At 59.2% G+C, this 13,332-nt stretch carries 13 protein-coding genes; 2 read left to right on the top strand and 11 right to left on the bottom strand.

What is annotated here, in order from left to right; genetic code table 11:
• Nucleotides 1-17 precede the first annotated feature (17 nt).
• The 8 genes from EQV97_RS24680 to EQV97_RS24645 form a co-directional block, all read right to left on the bottom strand.
• On the bottom strand, nt 18-272 hold the full coding sequence (locus tag EQV97_RS24680; protein ID WP_240890240.1) for a YkgJ family cysteine cluster protein: 255 nt from the start codon (nt 270-272) through the stop codon (nt 18-20).
• 162 nt (nt 273-434) lie between these two features.
• Nucleotides 435-926 (bottom strand): translation initiation factor 2, encoded by a 492-nt coding sequence (locus tag EQV97_RS24675; RefSeq protein WP_122841396.1) that lies wholly within the window; start codon nt 924-926, stop codon nt 435-437.
• Nucleotides 927-1,015: 89 nt separating this feature from the next.
• Nucleotides 1,016-2,455 carry a PLP-dependent aminotransferase family protein gene (locus tag EQV97_RS24670; protein ID WP_045061691.1) on the bottom strand — a complete coding sequence of 480 codons (1,440 nt, stop codon included), beginning with the start codon at nt 2,453-2,455 and terminating at the stop codon, nt 1,016-1,018.
• A 282-nt stretch (nt 2,456-2,737) separates the two neighbouring features.
• Nucleotides 2,738-3,550, bottom strand: a complete 813-nt coding sequence (locus EQV97_RS24665; RefSeq protein ID WP_045061692.1) for an OmpA family protein — start codon at nt 3,548-3,550, stop codon at nt 2,738-2,740.
• Nucleotides 3,547-3,903, bottom strand: coding sequence for a DUF4398 domain-containing protein (locus EQV97_RS24660; RefSeq protein ID WP_122841398.1), 357 nt, complete (start codon nt 3,901-3,903; stop codon nt 3,547-3,549). Before EQV97_RS24660 ends, EQV97_RS24665 begins: the two co-directional genes overlap by 4 nt.
• 9 nt (nt 3,904-3,912) lie before the next feature.
• A complete protein-coding gene (locus tag EQV97_RS24655) occupies nt 3,913-4,728 on the bottom strand; it encodes a transporter substrate-binding domain-containing protein (RefSeq protein ID WP_122841399.1) in 816 nt (271 codons plus the stop codon).
• Between the two features lie 188 nt (nt 4,729-4,916).
• Nucleotides 4,917-5,846 carry an FAD-binding protein gene (locus EQV97_RS24650; protein ID WP_240890239.1) on the bottom strand — a complete coding sequence of 310 codons (930 nt, stop codon included), beginning with the start codon at nt 5,844-5,846 and terminating at the stop codon, nt 4,917-4,919.
• 2 nt (nt 5,847-5,848) lie between these two features.
• Nucleotides 5,849-6,598: an electron transfer flavoprotein subunit beta/FixA family protein gene (locus tag EQV97_RS24645; RefSeq protein ID WP_007987229.1), complete on the bottom strand. Its 750-nt coding sequence runs from the start codon at nt 6,596-6,598 to the stop codon at nt 5,849-5,851.
• A 548-nt stretch (nt 6,599-7,146) separates the two neighbouring features.
• Between EQV97_RS24645 and EQV97_RS24640 the strand changes: the two genes are divergently transcribed.
• Nucleotides 7,147-8,811: an electron transfer flavoprotein-ubiquinone oxidoreductase gene (locus EQV97_RS24640; RefSeq protein WP_122839158.1), complete on the top strand. Its 1,665-nt coding sequence runs from the start codon at nt 7,147-7,149 to the stop codon at nt 8,809-8,811.
• A gap of 90 nt (nt 8,812-8,901) precedes the next feature.
• Here the strand turns inward: EQV97_RS24640 and EQV97_RS24635 are convergent, their stop codons facing one another.
• Nucleotides 8,902-9,792, bottom strand: coding sequence for an AraC family transcriptional regulator (locus EQV97_RS24635; protein ID WP_122839157.1), 891 nt, complete (start codon nt 9,790-9,792; stop codon nt 8,902-8,904).
• A 190-nt stretch (nt 9,793-9,982) separates the two neighbouring features.
• Here EQV97_RS24635 and EQV97_RS24630 point away from each other — a divergent pair, with 190 nt between their 5' ends.
• On the top strand, nt 9,983-11,035 hold the full coding sequence (locus EQV97_RS24630) for an NAD(P)-dependent alcohol dehydrogenase (RefSeq protein ID WP_225570837.1): 1,053 nt from the start codon (nt 9,983-9,985) through the stop codon (nt 11,033-11,035).
• On the opposite strand, the gene EQV97_RS24625 is transcribed toward EQV97_RS24630, so the two are convergent.
• Together EQV97_RS24625 and EQV97_RS24620 are read right to left on the bottom strand one after the other, a co-directional pair.
• Nucleotides 11,036-11,839 (bottom strand): IclR family transcriptional regulator, encoded by an 804-nt coding sequence (locus tag EQV97_RS24625; protein ID WP_045061700.1) that lies wholly within the window; start codon nt 11,837-11,839, stop codon nt 11,036-11,038. It abuts the gene before it with no gap.
• A 59-nt stretch (nt 11,840-11,898) separates the two neighbouring features.
• Entirely contained in the window at nt 11,899-13,209 is a 1,311-nt protein-coding gene (locus EQV97_RS24620) for an MFS transporter (protein ID WP_122839155.1), read from the bottom strand.
• Between the last annotated feature and the right edge of the window lie 123 nt (nt 13,210-13,332).

Below are 13,332 nucleotides of genomic sequence, written 5' to 3'. Positions count from 1 at the left end.
TCAGACCGTTGAACACATCACGCCGCCGTCATTTGCTCCCACCAGCCAATCAGCTTGATCGCTTCTTCGCTGCTGTTGCCGCAAACATCGGGGTCGGCCGCGAATGACGAACAAACAGCCGGGCGCTCCGGCTTACCGAAAATGTTGCACAGGTTTTCGACAGACAGTTGCACGCAACGTTCTCCCGCCAGTTTGCCGTGGGGCATTCCGGGGATCGGTGAACTGATGGAAGGGGCAATGCAACAGGCGCCACAACCCTCACGGCATTTCATGACGACAAGCTCCTCGCGACGGGCGATGTGTAAAGACGGGGCACAGAGTAACCGCTAAAACAGTTGTTTTAAATTAAACCGGCCGAGGTTTTTCGATCAAATGGGCGTGACCGACCAGTCTCCGACAAAGCGTCCTGGCCTGGGGTCACAAGAGAGAGCACATCACTGCTTGAATTCGAATTCCAGCGCGGCACCTTCAACGTCGCGCCGTTCTTCATTGCGCAACTGCAGCTGCATTTCGTTGCTGAGCAGGCGCCCGTTGAGCTGAAAAGGACTGCTGCCCGTCTTGTCGCCAAACATTTGCGGCAATATCGCATCGTGTTTGGGCAACGGCACCGTGCCGACCGGGTCCAGCTCTTCAACCATGTCCTTGGGCAGGCTCAGGTCGAGTTTGGCCGATGGTAGCGGAGTTTTCGCTATTTCACTGGCGGATTTGGACTTGGAAGCAATCGGTGCGCGTTTTTTCACCGGTTTGCTGTTCTTTTTAGCGGGAGCCGCCTTTTTGCCAGTGGCGGTCTTTTTTGCCGGGGTAGACTGACTTGCAGGCGTGCTTGCCGAAGGAGTTTGCTGGGCCGGAGCCGCCATGAGGCCTTGTGCCTGAAAAGACATCAGCAAGCATAAGGATAACCACACGGCGGGGAAAATCGATTTCATGGACCCGGCAACACTAATGGCGGAGGGCCTTATGCTCGCCTGTTAGCCGGCACAAGACAAGTATGCACCGCAATAACCTGCCCGTTCCGTCAAAAACCGGCCGCCGTTTCCTGGCACAGCTGGGTGGCGAGCATGCCCAAAGTCATCAAGGCGCGCTCTGCTTCACGGTTCCAGGGGATGCCACAATTGAGCCGGATACAGTGGTTGAATTGCTCGGTGTTACTGAATATCAGCCCCGGGGCGATGCTGATCCCCTGTTGCAACGCCCGCACATGCAGTTCCTGGGTGTTCACTCGCCCCGGCAGGCTTACCCAAAGAATGAAACCGCCGGTGGGCCGGGTCATTTGCGTGCCTTCGGGAAAGTACTGCTGGACGGCCAGTTGAAAGGCGCTGAGGTTCTTGCGGTATTCCTGGCGGATGTAGCGCAAATGCCGATCGTACCCGCCGTTTTCCAGATAAGCAGCAATGCCCATCTGGGTGACGCTGCAGGCCGAATGGGTGCTGAAGGTCTGCAGGCGCTGGATTTCCTGCTGGTACTTTCCGGCAATCATCCAGCCAATGCGCACCCCGGGCGACAGGGTCTTGGAAAAACTTGAGCAATAGATCACCCGATCCAGCCGGTCATAGGCCTTGAGCGCCTTGGTACGGCCCTGCTCGAACATCAGTTCGCCATAGATATCGTCTTCAACGATCTGGATATCGAAGTCCGACGCCAGGCGCAGCAGTTGCTTCTGGCGTTCCTCTGGCATGGTGCCGCCCAGGGGATTACTGAGACGTGTGGTCAGAACCAGCGCCTTGATCGACCATTGATTGGCGGCCAGTTGCAGGGCTTCCAGGCTCATGCCGGTGGCGGGGTCGCTGGGAATCTCGATGACCTTCAGGCCCAGCAGGTCGGCCAGTTGCAACAACCCATAGTAAGTCGGCGACTCGGCGGCTATGAGGTCACCCGGCCGGGTCAGCACGCGCAAGGACATCTGCAGGGCGTCGACGCAACCGTGGGTGATCACCACTTCCGAGGGATCGACCACCACTCCGGCATCACGCATGCGAATCGCCACCTGGCGCCGCAGCGGTTCAAAGCCTGGGCTGAACATGTAGCTGAAGGCCCGCGGGCTATGGAACCGCGTGACCTTGGCCAACTGCTGATGCAGGGCCCGCACCGGCAGGTAATCGACGCTCGGTACTGCAGCGCCAAGAGGAAACACCCCTTCGCGGCGGGACTCGACCAACACCTGTTGAATGATGCTGCTGCGCGTAACCAGGCTGGGCCGTTCGACCCTGGCGATGTCCGGCGTCGGCGCGGTAAGGGCCGGGGTTTGGTGTACGTAATAGCCCGACTGAGGCCGGGCACGAATCAATCCCTGATCCTCAAGATTGGCGTAAGCCTGCAACACCGTGGCGTGGCTGACGTTAAGCTGCGAACTCATCTTGCGCACCGAAGGCACGCGCTCCCCCGGTTGATAGACACCGCGGCGGATGTCTTCTGCCAGTTGTTGAGCAATACGTTGGTACAGCAAGAGATTGGTCATGACGCAGCACTCGATTTCACGGGCATTTTATTCTTATGTGACACAGTACCGGAACAGTTTAGAAGTGTACGGGGACAGTTGCCAGAATAGTTGACCGTACAGTGCAGTGTCAGCAAAAACTGTACTGGCTTACCTCTGTAGGAGCGAGCTTGCTCGCGATAAACGGCAACGATAACGCGTGAAGTCTGGATAACGCAGTGTCGATGAGTTTTTCGCGAGCAAGCTCGCTCCTGCCATGAATAGCAACACGGCATTGCCAGGTTGTATGCAGTTCAGCCGCCGTTAACGGGCGGCGCCGAGCTGGCCCTTTTCGTCGGAGAACACGATCTCTACCCGACGGTTCTGTGCCCGACCCCGTTCCGAGGCGTTCACGTCGACTGGATACTCATCGCCGTAACCTTCGACCTTGATGCGCTTGTCATCAATGCCAAGGTCCATCAGTACATTGGCCACGGATTGCGCGCGGTCACGGGACAATTTGAGGTTTTCCTGCTTGCCACCGGTACTGTCGGTGTAACCCTCGATCCGGACTACGCGTTTGGGATTGAGCTGCAGGAATTGCACGATCTTCAGCACCACGCGGTTAGCGGAGCTTTTCAACTCGGCTTCGCCGGTGTCGAACAACACGTCACCCAGGGTCATGACCAACCCGCGATCGGTCTGGGTGGTGGCGAGTGCGACAATCTGCTCTTCCAGCCACTTGCCCTGCTGTTGCACGCTGAGCAACTTGGATTCGCGCAGGGCCAGTTGCAGGCGCTGGCGTTCCAGTTCGAGCTTGGCCGCGCGCTCTTCGTTAAGCACCTGGTTGGTGTGTTCCCGGGCGATTTCACTGTAGCGCTGGCTCAGGTAGGCGTAATGCAGCACGTCCGAGCCACTGCCCCAGTAGCTGGACAGACGGTCGGCGCGAGCCAGGGATTCACCGGCCCGGATCACGTCCTTGGGCGCAATACGCAGCACGTTGGAGTCTTCCTTGACCTTCTGGAAGTCAATACCGGCTTCCTGCAACGCGGTTTCACTGTGCTGGCCGGCACAGCCATAAAGGCTTGCACAACCCACCAGGATCAACCCTCCAAAAGCTCTGGACGCACTATTCATTGGGCATCTCCCAATTGCTTGCGCAAGCGGGTGATGCGGGTATTCAGTACGTTCAACTGCTCTTCGCTCTTGAGGGTCAGCACCCGGGCTTCGGCCAGGCGCGCATCCAGTTCGGCCTGTTCGGCGCGCATGCGCGCATTCTTGAAGGACTGGTCGTTCATGCTGCCTTGGGCGCGGTTGAACTTGTCTTCGGCCAGTTTCATTTCCGGTACGTCGGCAGCGGTAGCCCCCACGGCCCGGGCCTGTTCGAGAGCCTGCTCGGTCAGGCGCATTTGTTCATTCGGCGCCGGATCGGCTGCACAACCCGCCAGAGCCAGAACGGCCAGGGCAGCGAAAAGAGGTCGAATACTCACTAAAAATCCCTACTGTTTTGGGGCACTGACGGGTTGTTGCTGCTGCAATTTCCAGCGCTCGATATTGCGCTGCAACGCAGCTTCCGCCAGACCGGACGCGGGCAATTCTGTCATCTTTTTCGCCAGCTGTCCGCGCAACCACGGATCGTTGCACGCCGAGTTGTGGGAAACAGCCAGATACAGCCCGGGTTTGTCGACCGGTTCAGCACCGGCGACAAGGTCATTGGCCATGCTCAGCGACTGCGCGGCGGCGATGCCTGAATATCGGCCCGCCAGCACAAACTCCACTTCACCCAACAGCAGTTTCTGCAATGCCTGCGTCAGGTTGGGCGTGCGGATCAGGTCCAATTGCTGCTCGGCGTACGTACCGAACTGCGGCGTCAACCGCGCCTTTTCCGAGATCGCACCGGTATGCCCATGAAGGTCTTGTGCCTGGTTGTAGACCAGCGGCGAATCCTTGCGGGTCCAGACGAGGTAGTCGTTCTCCAGCAAGGGCGGATGAATGTAATCCAGCGAGTCGAGCTCGCCGAACGTCAGCGGCGCATCGGCGAGCAGGTCTATGCGCCCGCTGCGCACTTCGTCCAGCGCCTGGGACCGTTTGCCGGCATAGAGCAGTTCGACCTTGATGCCCAACTGCCCCGCCACCTGCTGCAACAGATCGGCACTGGCGCCGATCAGGTGCTTGGGATCCTGCGGGTCTTGCCAAAGATAGGGGGGTGCATCCGGGCTGCCGGTGACCACCAGGCGCTCGCACTTGCCTGCGGCATTGGCCAGTCCAGACAGCACCGTCAAACCCAGCAATACACAACCGAAAACTCGATGCACGACACCCTCCCATTCCAACGAATACCACCTGCAGGAGCGAGCTTGCTCGCGAAAAAACCCAGGATGCCGCAGGGTGACAGGCTCCCAGCGTCATCGTTGAATTCCATCGCGAGCCAGCTCGCTCCTACAGTGGACGCAAAAAAAAACCCGGCCATAAGGCCGGGCTCTTTATAAGTGAAGCCGCTGGATTAGACCAGCTTCTCCAGCTCAGGGATGGCTTCGAACAAGTCCGCCACCAGGCCGTAATCGGCCACCTGGAAGATCGGTGCTTCTTCGTCCTTGTTGATCGCAACGATCACTTTGGAGTCTTTCATGCCAGCCAGGTGCTGGATCGCGCCGGAGATACCGACGGCGATGTACAGCTGTGGCGCAACGATCTTGCCGGTTTGACCGACCTGCATGTCGTTCGGAACAAAACCTGCGTCGACCGCGGCGCGGGAAGCACCCACGGCAGCGCCCAGCTTGTCGGCCAGGGCGTACAGGTGTTTGAAGTTGTCGCCGTTCTGCATGCCGCGGCCGCCGGAAACGACGATCTTGGCAGCGGTCAGTTCCGGACGATCCGATTTGGCCAGTTCTTCGCCAACGAAGCTGGAAAGGCCAGCATCGTGAGCAGCAGCAACGGCTTCAACGGCAGCCGAACCACCGGTCGCAGCTACCGGGTCGAAACCGGTGGCACGAACAGTGATCACTTTGACCGCAGCGTTCGATTGAACGGTAGCGATGGCATTACCGGCGTAGATCGGGCGCTTGAAGGTGTCGGCGCTTTCTACCGAGATGATCTCGGAGATCTGGTCAACGTCCAGTGCAGCGGCAACGCGCGGCAGGATGTTTTTGCCGTTGGAAGTGGCGGCAGCCAGGATGTGGCTGTAGCTCTTGCCAAGCTCTGCGATCAGAGGCGAAACGTTTTCCGGCAACTGATGCGCATAGGCGGCGTTGTCGGCCACCAGCACTTTAGCCACGCCAGCAATTTTCGCAGCGGCTTCAGCCACGGCGCCAGCGCCAAGGCCGGCAACCAGAACGTGGATGTCGCCACCGATTTTGGCAGCGGCAGCTACGGTATTCAGGGTGGCCGGAGCCACTACCTTGTTGTCGTGTTCAGCGATTACCAAGATAGTCATAATTAGATTACCTTCGCTTCGTTTTTCAGTTTCTCGACCAGTTCAGCCACCGACTTGACCTTGATACCCGCGCTGCGTGCAGCAGGCGCTTCGACTTTCACGGTCTTGTTGGTGGAGGCGGTGGAAACGCCCAAAGCATCCGGAGTCAGCACTTCGAGAGGCTTCTTCTTGGCTTTCATGATGTTTGGCAGGGACGCATAACGCGGCTCGTTCAAACGCAGGTCAGTGGTGACGATGGCCGGCAGCTTCAGGGAAACCGTCTGCGCGCCGCCGTCGATTTCGCGGGTCACGGCAACGCTGTCGCCGCTGATTTCCACTTTCGACGCGAACGTGCCCTGGCCATAACCGCTCAATGCCGCGAGCATCTGGCCAGTCTGGTTGTTGTCGCTGTCGATCGCTTGTTTGCCAAGGATCACCAGCTGTGGCTGTTCCTTGTCGACAACAGCCTTGAGCAGTTTGGCAACGGCCAGGGAAGTCAGATCTTCAGCGGATTCGACGAGGATGGCGCGGTCGGCACCCAGGGCCAGCGCAGTGCGCAGTTGCTCCTGAGCGGTGGACGGGCCGACGGAGACGACGACGATTTCAGTCGCAACACCCTTTTCTTTCAGGCGTACGGCTTCTTCCACTGCGATTTCGCAGAATGGGTTCATCGACATCTTGACGTTGGCGAGGTCAACGCCGGAATTGTCCGCCTTGACGCGAACCTTGACGTTGTAATCAACAACGCGTTTGACAGCTACAAGAACCTTCATGGATTCCTCGTTACTCTCCGGTGAAAAGAAAGCCGCCTAGGCGAACCTGGCGGTTGATACTCATCGGGCGCAAGGGCACCTCTAAAAACGCCGGCATAAGTGTCAAGTGACCATCGCTCATAATGTTGATGACCGTTGGTCAGGGGTGACCGACGAGTCATTCATTATCGCGGCGTGTAAACTGCGCGCCAAACCCGCGCTGCGCATCACCTTCTACTGCCATCGCCCTGTCTTTAGAGGTGCTCTTGAAACCAACAGCCAGCCTACGGCGAGCGCAAAACCGACCGTATCTTGACCGGAACACCTATTCCGGTCAATACGGCAAAATGGCCGTTCATAAGCCGCGTGACTTTGATTTCTCTGGGCTTGAGGCAATTCAAACAAACGTTTGTATTGGACGCTGAGAGTGGTGTAGATATAATGCGCCACCCAGAGAGAAAGGTGGTCAATCGATTGTCCTGTTCGGCGCATTGCGCAGAAATTCATGGATGCGACACCAAACCTCCAATTAGAAAAAAAACTGTTGAGCCTTGAGTAGGAGATAACCTGTGGAACGCGAATACATGGAATTCGACGTCGTCATCGTCGGTGCCGGCCCCGCTGGTCTTTCCGCCGCCTGCCGGTTGAAGCAGAAAGCCGCTGAAGCCGGTAAGGAAATCAGCGTCTGCGTGGTCGAAAAAGGCTCCGAGGTCGGTGCACACATTCTCTCTGGCGCGATTTTCGAACCCCGCGCCCTGAACGAATTGTTCCCGGACTGGAAAGAACTGGGTGCGCCACTTAACACGCCTGTCACGCGCGACGACATTTTTGTCCTGAAGAACGCCGACAACGCGCAGAAAATTCCTGACTTCTTTGTGCCCAAGACCATGCACAACGAAGGCAACTACATCATCTCCCTGGGTAATCTGTGCCGCTGGCTGGCCCAGCAGGCCGAGAACCTTGGCGTGGAAATCTACCCGGGCTTCGCCGCACAGGAAGCGCTGTTCGACGAAAACGGCGTGGTTCGTGGGATCATCACTGGTGACCTGGGCGTTGACCGCGAAGGTCATCCGAAAGAAGGCCTGTACACCCCGGGCATGGAGCTGCGTGGCAAATACACGCTGTTCGCCGAAGGTTGCCGTGGCCACATCGGCAAGCAACTGATCAAGCGCTTCAACCTCGACAGCGAGGCAGACGCCCAGCACTACGGCATCGGCTTGAAAGAAATCTGGGAAATCGACCCGGCCAAGCATCAACCAGGCCTGGTGGTCCATACTGCCGGTTGGCCGCTGGACATCATGGGCACTGAAAACACTGGTGGCTCGTTCCTGTATCACCTGGAAAACAACCAGGTGGTTGTCGGCCTGATCGTCGATCTCTCCTACAGCAACACCTATCTGTCGCCGTTCGACGAGTTCCAGCGCCTCAAGCATCACCCTGTGCTGAAGCAGTACCTGGAAGGCGGCAAGCGCATCAGCTACGGCGCTCGCGCCATTTGCAAAGGCGGCCTGAATTCGCTGCCGAAGATGGTCTTCAAGGGCGGCGCGCTGATCGGCTGCGACCTCGGCACCCTGAACTTCGCCAAGATCAAGGGCAGCCACACCGCGATGAAGTCCGGCATGCTCGCCGCTGAATCCGTGGCTGAAGCGCTGTTTGCCGAAAAAGACGGCACTGAGGAGCTGACCAGCTACGTCGATGCCTTCAAGCAGAGCTGGCTGCACGAAGAACTGTTCGCCAGCCGCAACTTCGGTCCGGCGATTCACAAGTTCGGCGCCATCGTGGGTGGTGGTTTCAACTGGCTGGACCAGAACATCTTCGGCGGCAAACTGCCGTTCACCTTGCACGACACCAAGCCGGACTATGCGTGCCTCAAGCTCGCGGCTGACTGCAAGAAGATCGATTATCCCAAGCCAGACGGCAAGATCAGCTTCGACAAGCTCAGCTCGGTGTTCATCTCCGGTACCAACCACGAAGAAGAGCAGCCTTGCCACCTGAAGCTGACCGACCCGAGCATCCCGATCGGCAAGAACCTGCCCCTGTACGACGAACCAGCCCAGCGCTACTGCCCCGCCGGCGTGTATGAAGTGGTGACCAGGGAAGACGGCGAGAAGCGCTTCCAGATCAACGCCCAGAACTGTGTGCACTGCAAGACCTGCGACATCAAGGACCCTGCGCAGAACATCACCTGGGTGGCACCGGAAGGTGCCGGTGGCCCGACTTACCCGAACATGTAAGTCACGCGCCTGAACATCAAGGCTCCCGGAATGGGGGCCTTTTTGTTGCCTGCGATTTTCAACAACAACCTGTAGGGGGATCTATGGGGGTCAGGCGGCGCGTTCTTCGCCGGGATTGCGCTCGAAGTAGCGCTTGTACTCGCGGCTGAACTGCGAAGTGCTCTGGTAACCCACGCGATGCGCCACTTGCGCCACGCCCAACCCTTCGGCCATCAGCAAGGCCTGGGCCTTGAGCAAGCGCAAGCGCTTGAGATACTGCACCGGGGACAACAGCGTGCTGCGCTTGAAATGCTCGTGGAAGGTCGACGCACTCATGTTCGCGCAACTGGCCAGGGTCTCGACGTTCAGCGGTTCGGTGTAGTGCGCATGCAGATGACTGAGCGAGGCGGCAATTCGCGCGAATTGCCCCTGTTGTTCAACCAGCGCCCGCAGCACATCGGCCTGAGGCCCGCGCAATGCCACGTACAACAACTCACGCAACCGCGCCTGGCCCATGATCTGGCATTCCAGCGGATCGTGCAGGCAGCGCAACAGCCGCTCCACGCAACCGCGCATGGCATCGTCGAGCACCGCAGAGGTCATGGACTCTGGTGTCTGTGCCGGAATATGCCGCCCCGACGCCAACCCCATGGCCAGCACCAGCTCACCGAGCAGCACCCGGTCAATGGCGATGGAAACCCCCAGCATAGGCCCATTCGGCGCCGAAAATGTTTCGCACTCAAACGGCACCGGCAATGCCTGGATCAGATAATGCCCGGCACCGTATTCCAGCGTACGCGGCCCCAGGTACGCCAGTTTGCTGCCTTGGGCGATGATCACCAGGCTGGGCTCGTAGATCTGCGGACCGCGCGCGACGTCACAACTGGCCCTTAGAACCTGGACGCCCGGCAACGGCGTAGGGGCGAAACCATCGCGAGTGGTCAGGGGCTCAATCAGCGAAACCAGCGTGGCATTGGCATCGAGATGACGGGTTAACAGCATGGGGATTCTTCACCAAAAATGTCGCGAAAAAAGGTATGAAACCATCATCGCAGGTCTGGTTGGCCAATTGATCACACGACCATTGATATCGGAGGAATAGGCATGACACACGGAGGAATCGCCATGGCCGGTGACAGGTTGGGCGGCCAAAATGCGTCGCCTCACTTGTCACTGCTTTGCGAGGTTCCTCATGTACACCGCTATCGGATATGCCGCCCAGTCGGCCTCCACTCCCCTCGCCCCGATGAAATTCGAACGTCGCAGCCCGCGCCCCGACGACGTGGCCATCGACATTCTCTACTGTGGCGTCTGCCACTCCGATATTCATCAGGCCCGCAACGAATGGGGCATCGCCGTTTACCCGTTGATGCCCGGCCACGAGATTGTCGGCAAGGTTACCGCCATCGGTGCGAACGTCACCCGGCATAAAGTCGGCGATCTGGTCGGCGTTGGCTGCATGGTCGATTCCTGCCGTAGCTGCGAAGCCTGCCGGGCGAATCTGGAGCAGTATTGCCTGGAAGGTCCGACCATGACCTACGCCACCCCTGACCGGGTCGATGGCAGCAATACCATGGGCGGCTATTCCGACAGTATTGTAGTCAGCGAGCACTTTGTGGTGCGCATCCCGCAAAAACTCGACCTTGCCAGCGCTGCGCCGATCCTCTGCGCCGGCATCACCACGTATTCACCGCTCAAACACTACGGGGTGAAGGCCGGCGACAAAGTCGGGATTCTGGGCATGGGCGGCCTGGGCCATATGGGCATCAAGTTCGCCAAGGCCATGGGCGCCGAAGTCACGCTGTTCACCCGTTCGGCGAGCAAGGCCGAAGAAGGTCGTCGCCAGGGTGCCGACCACGTGATCGTGTCCACAGATGCCGAACAGATGAAGGCGGCCGCAGGGCATTTCGACTTCCTGCTGGACACCATTCCGGTGCAGCACGACCTCAATCCCTACCTCGACACCCTGAGATTCGACGGCGTGCACATTCTGGTGGGCCTGATCGAACCAGTGGAACCGCCGGTCCACGCCGGCAAGCTGGTGATGAGTCGTCGGGTGCTGGCCGGCTCGCTGATTGGTGGCATCGCCGAAACCCAGGAAGTGCTGGATTTCTGCGCCGAACATGACATCACCTGCGACATCGAAATGCTCGACATCCGCCAGATCAATGAGGCTTACACCCGCATGATTGCCGGTGACGTGAAGTACCGCTTCGTGATCGACATGGCCACCCTGAAGGTGTAATCAGACCTTGGCACCCAGCTCGGCCGACAGCCGGGCTGTGACCCCTTTGATCAGGGGAATCAGCTCGGCCATTTTTTCCAGCGGCATGTACGGCACGGTGCTGGCGATGCTGATGCCGGCAACGATACGCTTGCTGGCATCACGAATCGGCGCCGCGACACAGCGGATCGATGGCTCGTTGTCCTCCAGATCGAAGGCATAACCGCCTGCCACGTATTCCATCATGCGCTGCTGAAACTGCTCCCAGGATTGCTCAGGGTGCTGCGGCCAGAACAGATTTTTCCCACCCACCGGCAAGCTGACTTCGTACAGCCGTTGCCATTCTTCCTGGCTGTCATCGAGCATCAGCGCCTTGCCGATGCCGGTGCGCGCCAACGGCATGCGATGGCCCACCCGCGAACGCATTTCCGGACCATTGCGGCCCGGATTCTTGTGCAGGTACAGCACTTCGTCGCCTTCGCGAATCGCCAGGTGAATGGTGTCGCCAGTCAACGCCGACAACTCGTCCAGATAAGGTCCGGCCAGGGTCACCAACGGCAGCTCTTCACGCGCCTGGAAACCCAGCTCGATCAGCTTGGGCCCCAACAGATAGCCGACTTGCGGCACCACGCGCAGATAACGCTCGTCCACCAGGCAGCTGGCCAGGCGATGAGTCGTGCTGCGCGTGGTCCCGATCAGCCGGGCAATTTCCTTGAGGTCCCGGGCGCCACTGGCCACGGCCTGGACCACACCCAGGCCGCGAAGCAACGTCTGGGTGCCGGTCGGTGCGGCGTCCTTGGCGATTTTTGCGGAGTCTTCCTGCATATCCAGCCTTTACCGTTGAGCGAGTGACGGGCGGCATTATGGTCGCCCGATGGTGGTCACTACAACTTGATGCGCTCGACCTTGCCTACCAGCAGCACATAGGACAGTGCGCCGATCAGCGCCAGGACCGAGATATAGGTGATCGCTGGAGCAAAGGAATCTCCGGTAGCCAGGAAACCGATGACGATCGGCGTGGTAATCGCCGACAGGTTGCCGATGAAATTGAACACGCCACCGGTCAAGCCGAGCAACCGCGCCGGGGCCAGGGTCGAGACCAGGGACCAGGTGATCGACGCCAGCCCGTTTCCGAAAAATGCCAGCGCGAGGAAGGCGATAACCAGCGGCGTAGACTCGACGAAGTTGGCGCCAATGATCGAGGTGGAAATCAGCAGGCCGCCAATGATCGGCAACTTGCGCGCGAACCCGACGGTGTAGCCGCGCCGGATCAGCAAGTCCGAGAAGAACCCCGAACACAACACGCCGACGAACGCGGCAAGAAACGGCAGCGACGCCAGCAGGCCGGACTTGATGAAGTCCATTCCGCGATATTTCACCAGGTAGGTCGGGAACCACGTCAGGAAAAACCACAGGGTAGAGTTGAGGCAGAACTGACCGAGGTAGATGCCCCACAATTTGCGTTTGGTCAGAACGATGCCCAGGTCAGTCCAGCTGAATTTCGCCTTGACCCTGGCCTGCTCGGCCTGGATATCCACCAGCCCGCCACCTTCGCGGATCAGCTCGATCTCGGCGGCGTTGGCACCCTTGAAGTCCCGTGGTTCGCGATACACCGCGTACCAGATCACCGCCCACAGAATGCCGACTGCACCCGTGCTGACGAACACCATGTGCCAGCCATACTGGTGTTGCAACCACGCCAGTACCGGTGTCAGGAAGGCCAGGCCAACGAACTGTCCAGAGGTGTAGAAGCCGATGGCCGTGGCACGCTCGCGCTCAGGAAACCAGGTGGTAACCACGCGGCTGTTAATGGGATAGGCCGGCGCCTCAAGCGCACCAACGGCCATGCGCAGGACGAACAGCGCGATGAAGCTGGCGGCGAAGCCGAGCATCACAGTGGCAATCGACCACAACAACAGGGCAACGCTGTAGAGAATGCGCGGCGGCACGCGATCCACCAGCCAGCCGCCGGGGATCTGCATGGCAGCGTAGGTCCAGCCGAAGGCGGAGAAAATCAGTCCTACGTGAATGGGGTCGATGCCCAGCTCGCTCGTCAGCGCCGGGGCGGCGATCGACAGGTTGCTGCGGTCCAGGTAGTTGATGACCACGGTGATGAACAGCAGCACCATGATGAAAAAACGCTTACGGCTGGGTGCCACCAACGACGCCTGCCCGGTGAGGGTTTGCGGTTGCATGGGGGATGCCTCTTTTTATGTTTATTGAGGTCGATGTGAAATCGGGGTTTGCCGCAAATCTCTCTGTCCATGGAGATCAAACTGTGGGAGCCAGCCTGCTGGCGATAGTGGTGAGTCAGTCAC

Origin of the sequence: Pseudomonas sp. TMW22090 (genome assembly GCF_022496665.1) — a bacterium.
Taxonomy (GTDB): Bacteria; Pseudomonadota; Gammaproteobacteria; order Pseudomonadales; family Pseudomonadaceae; genus Aquipseudomonas; species Aquipseudomonas gregormendelii.
The sequence above is the reverse complement of the archived record's forward strand: the minus strand, read 5'-3'. Positions and strand labels throughout refer to the sequence as shown.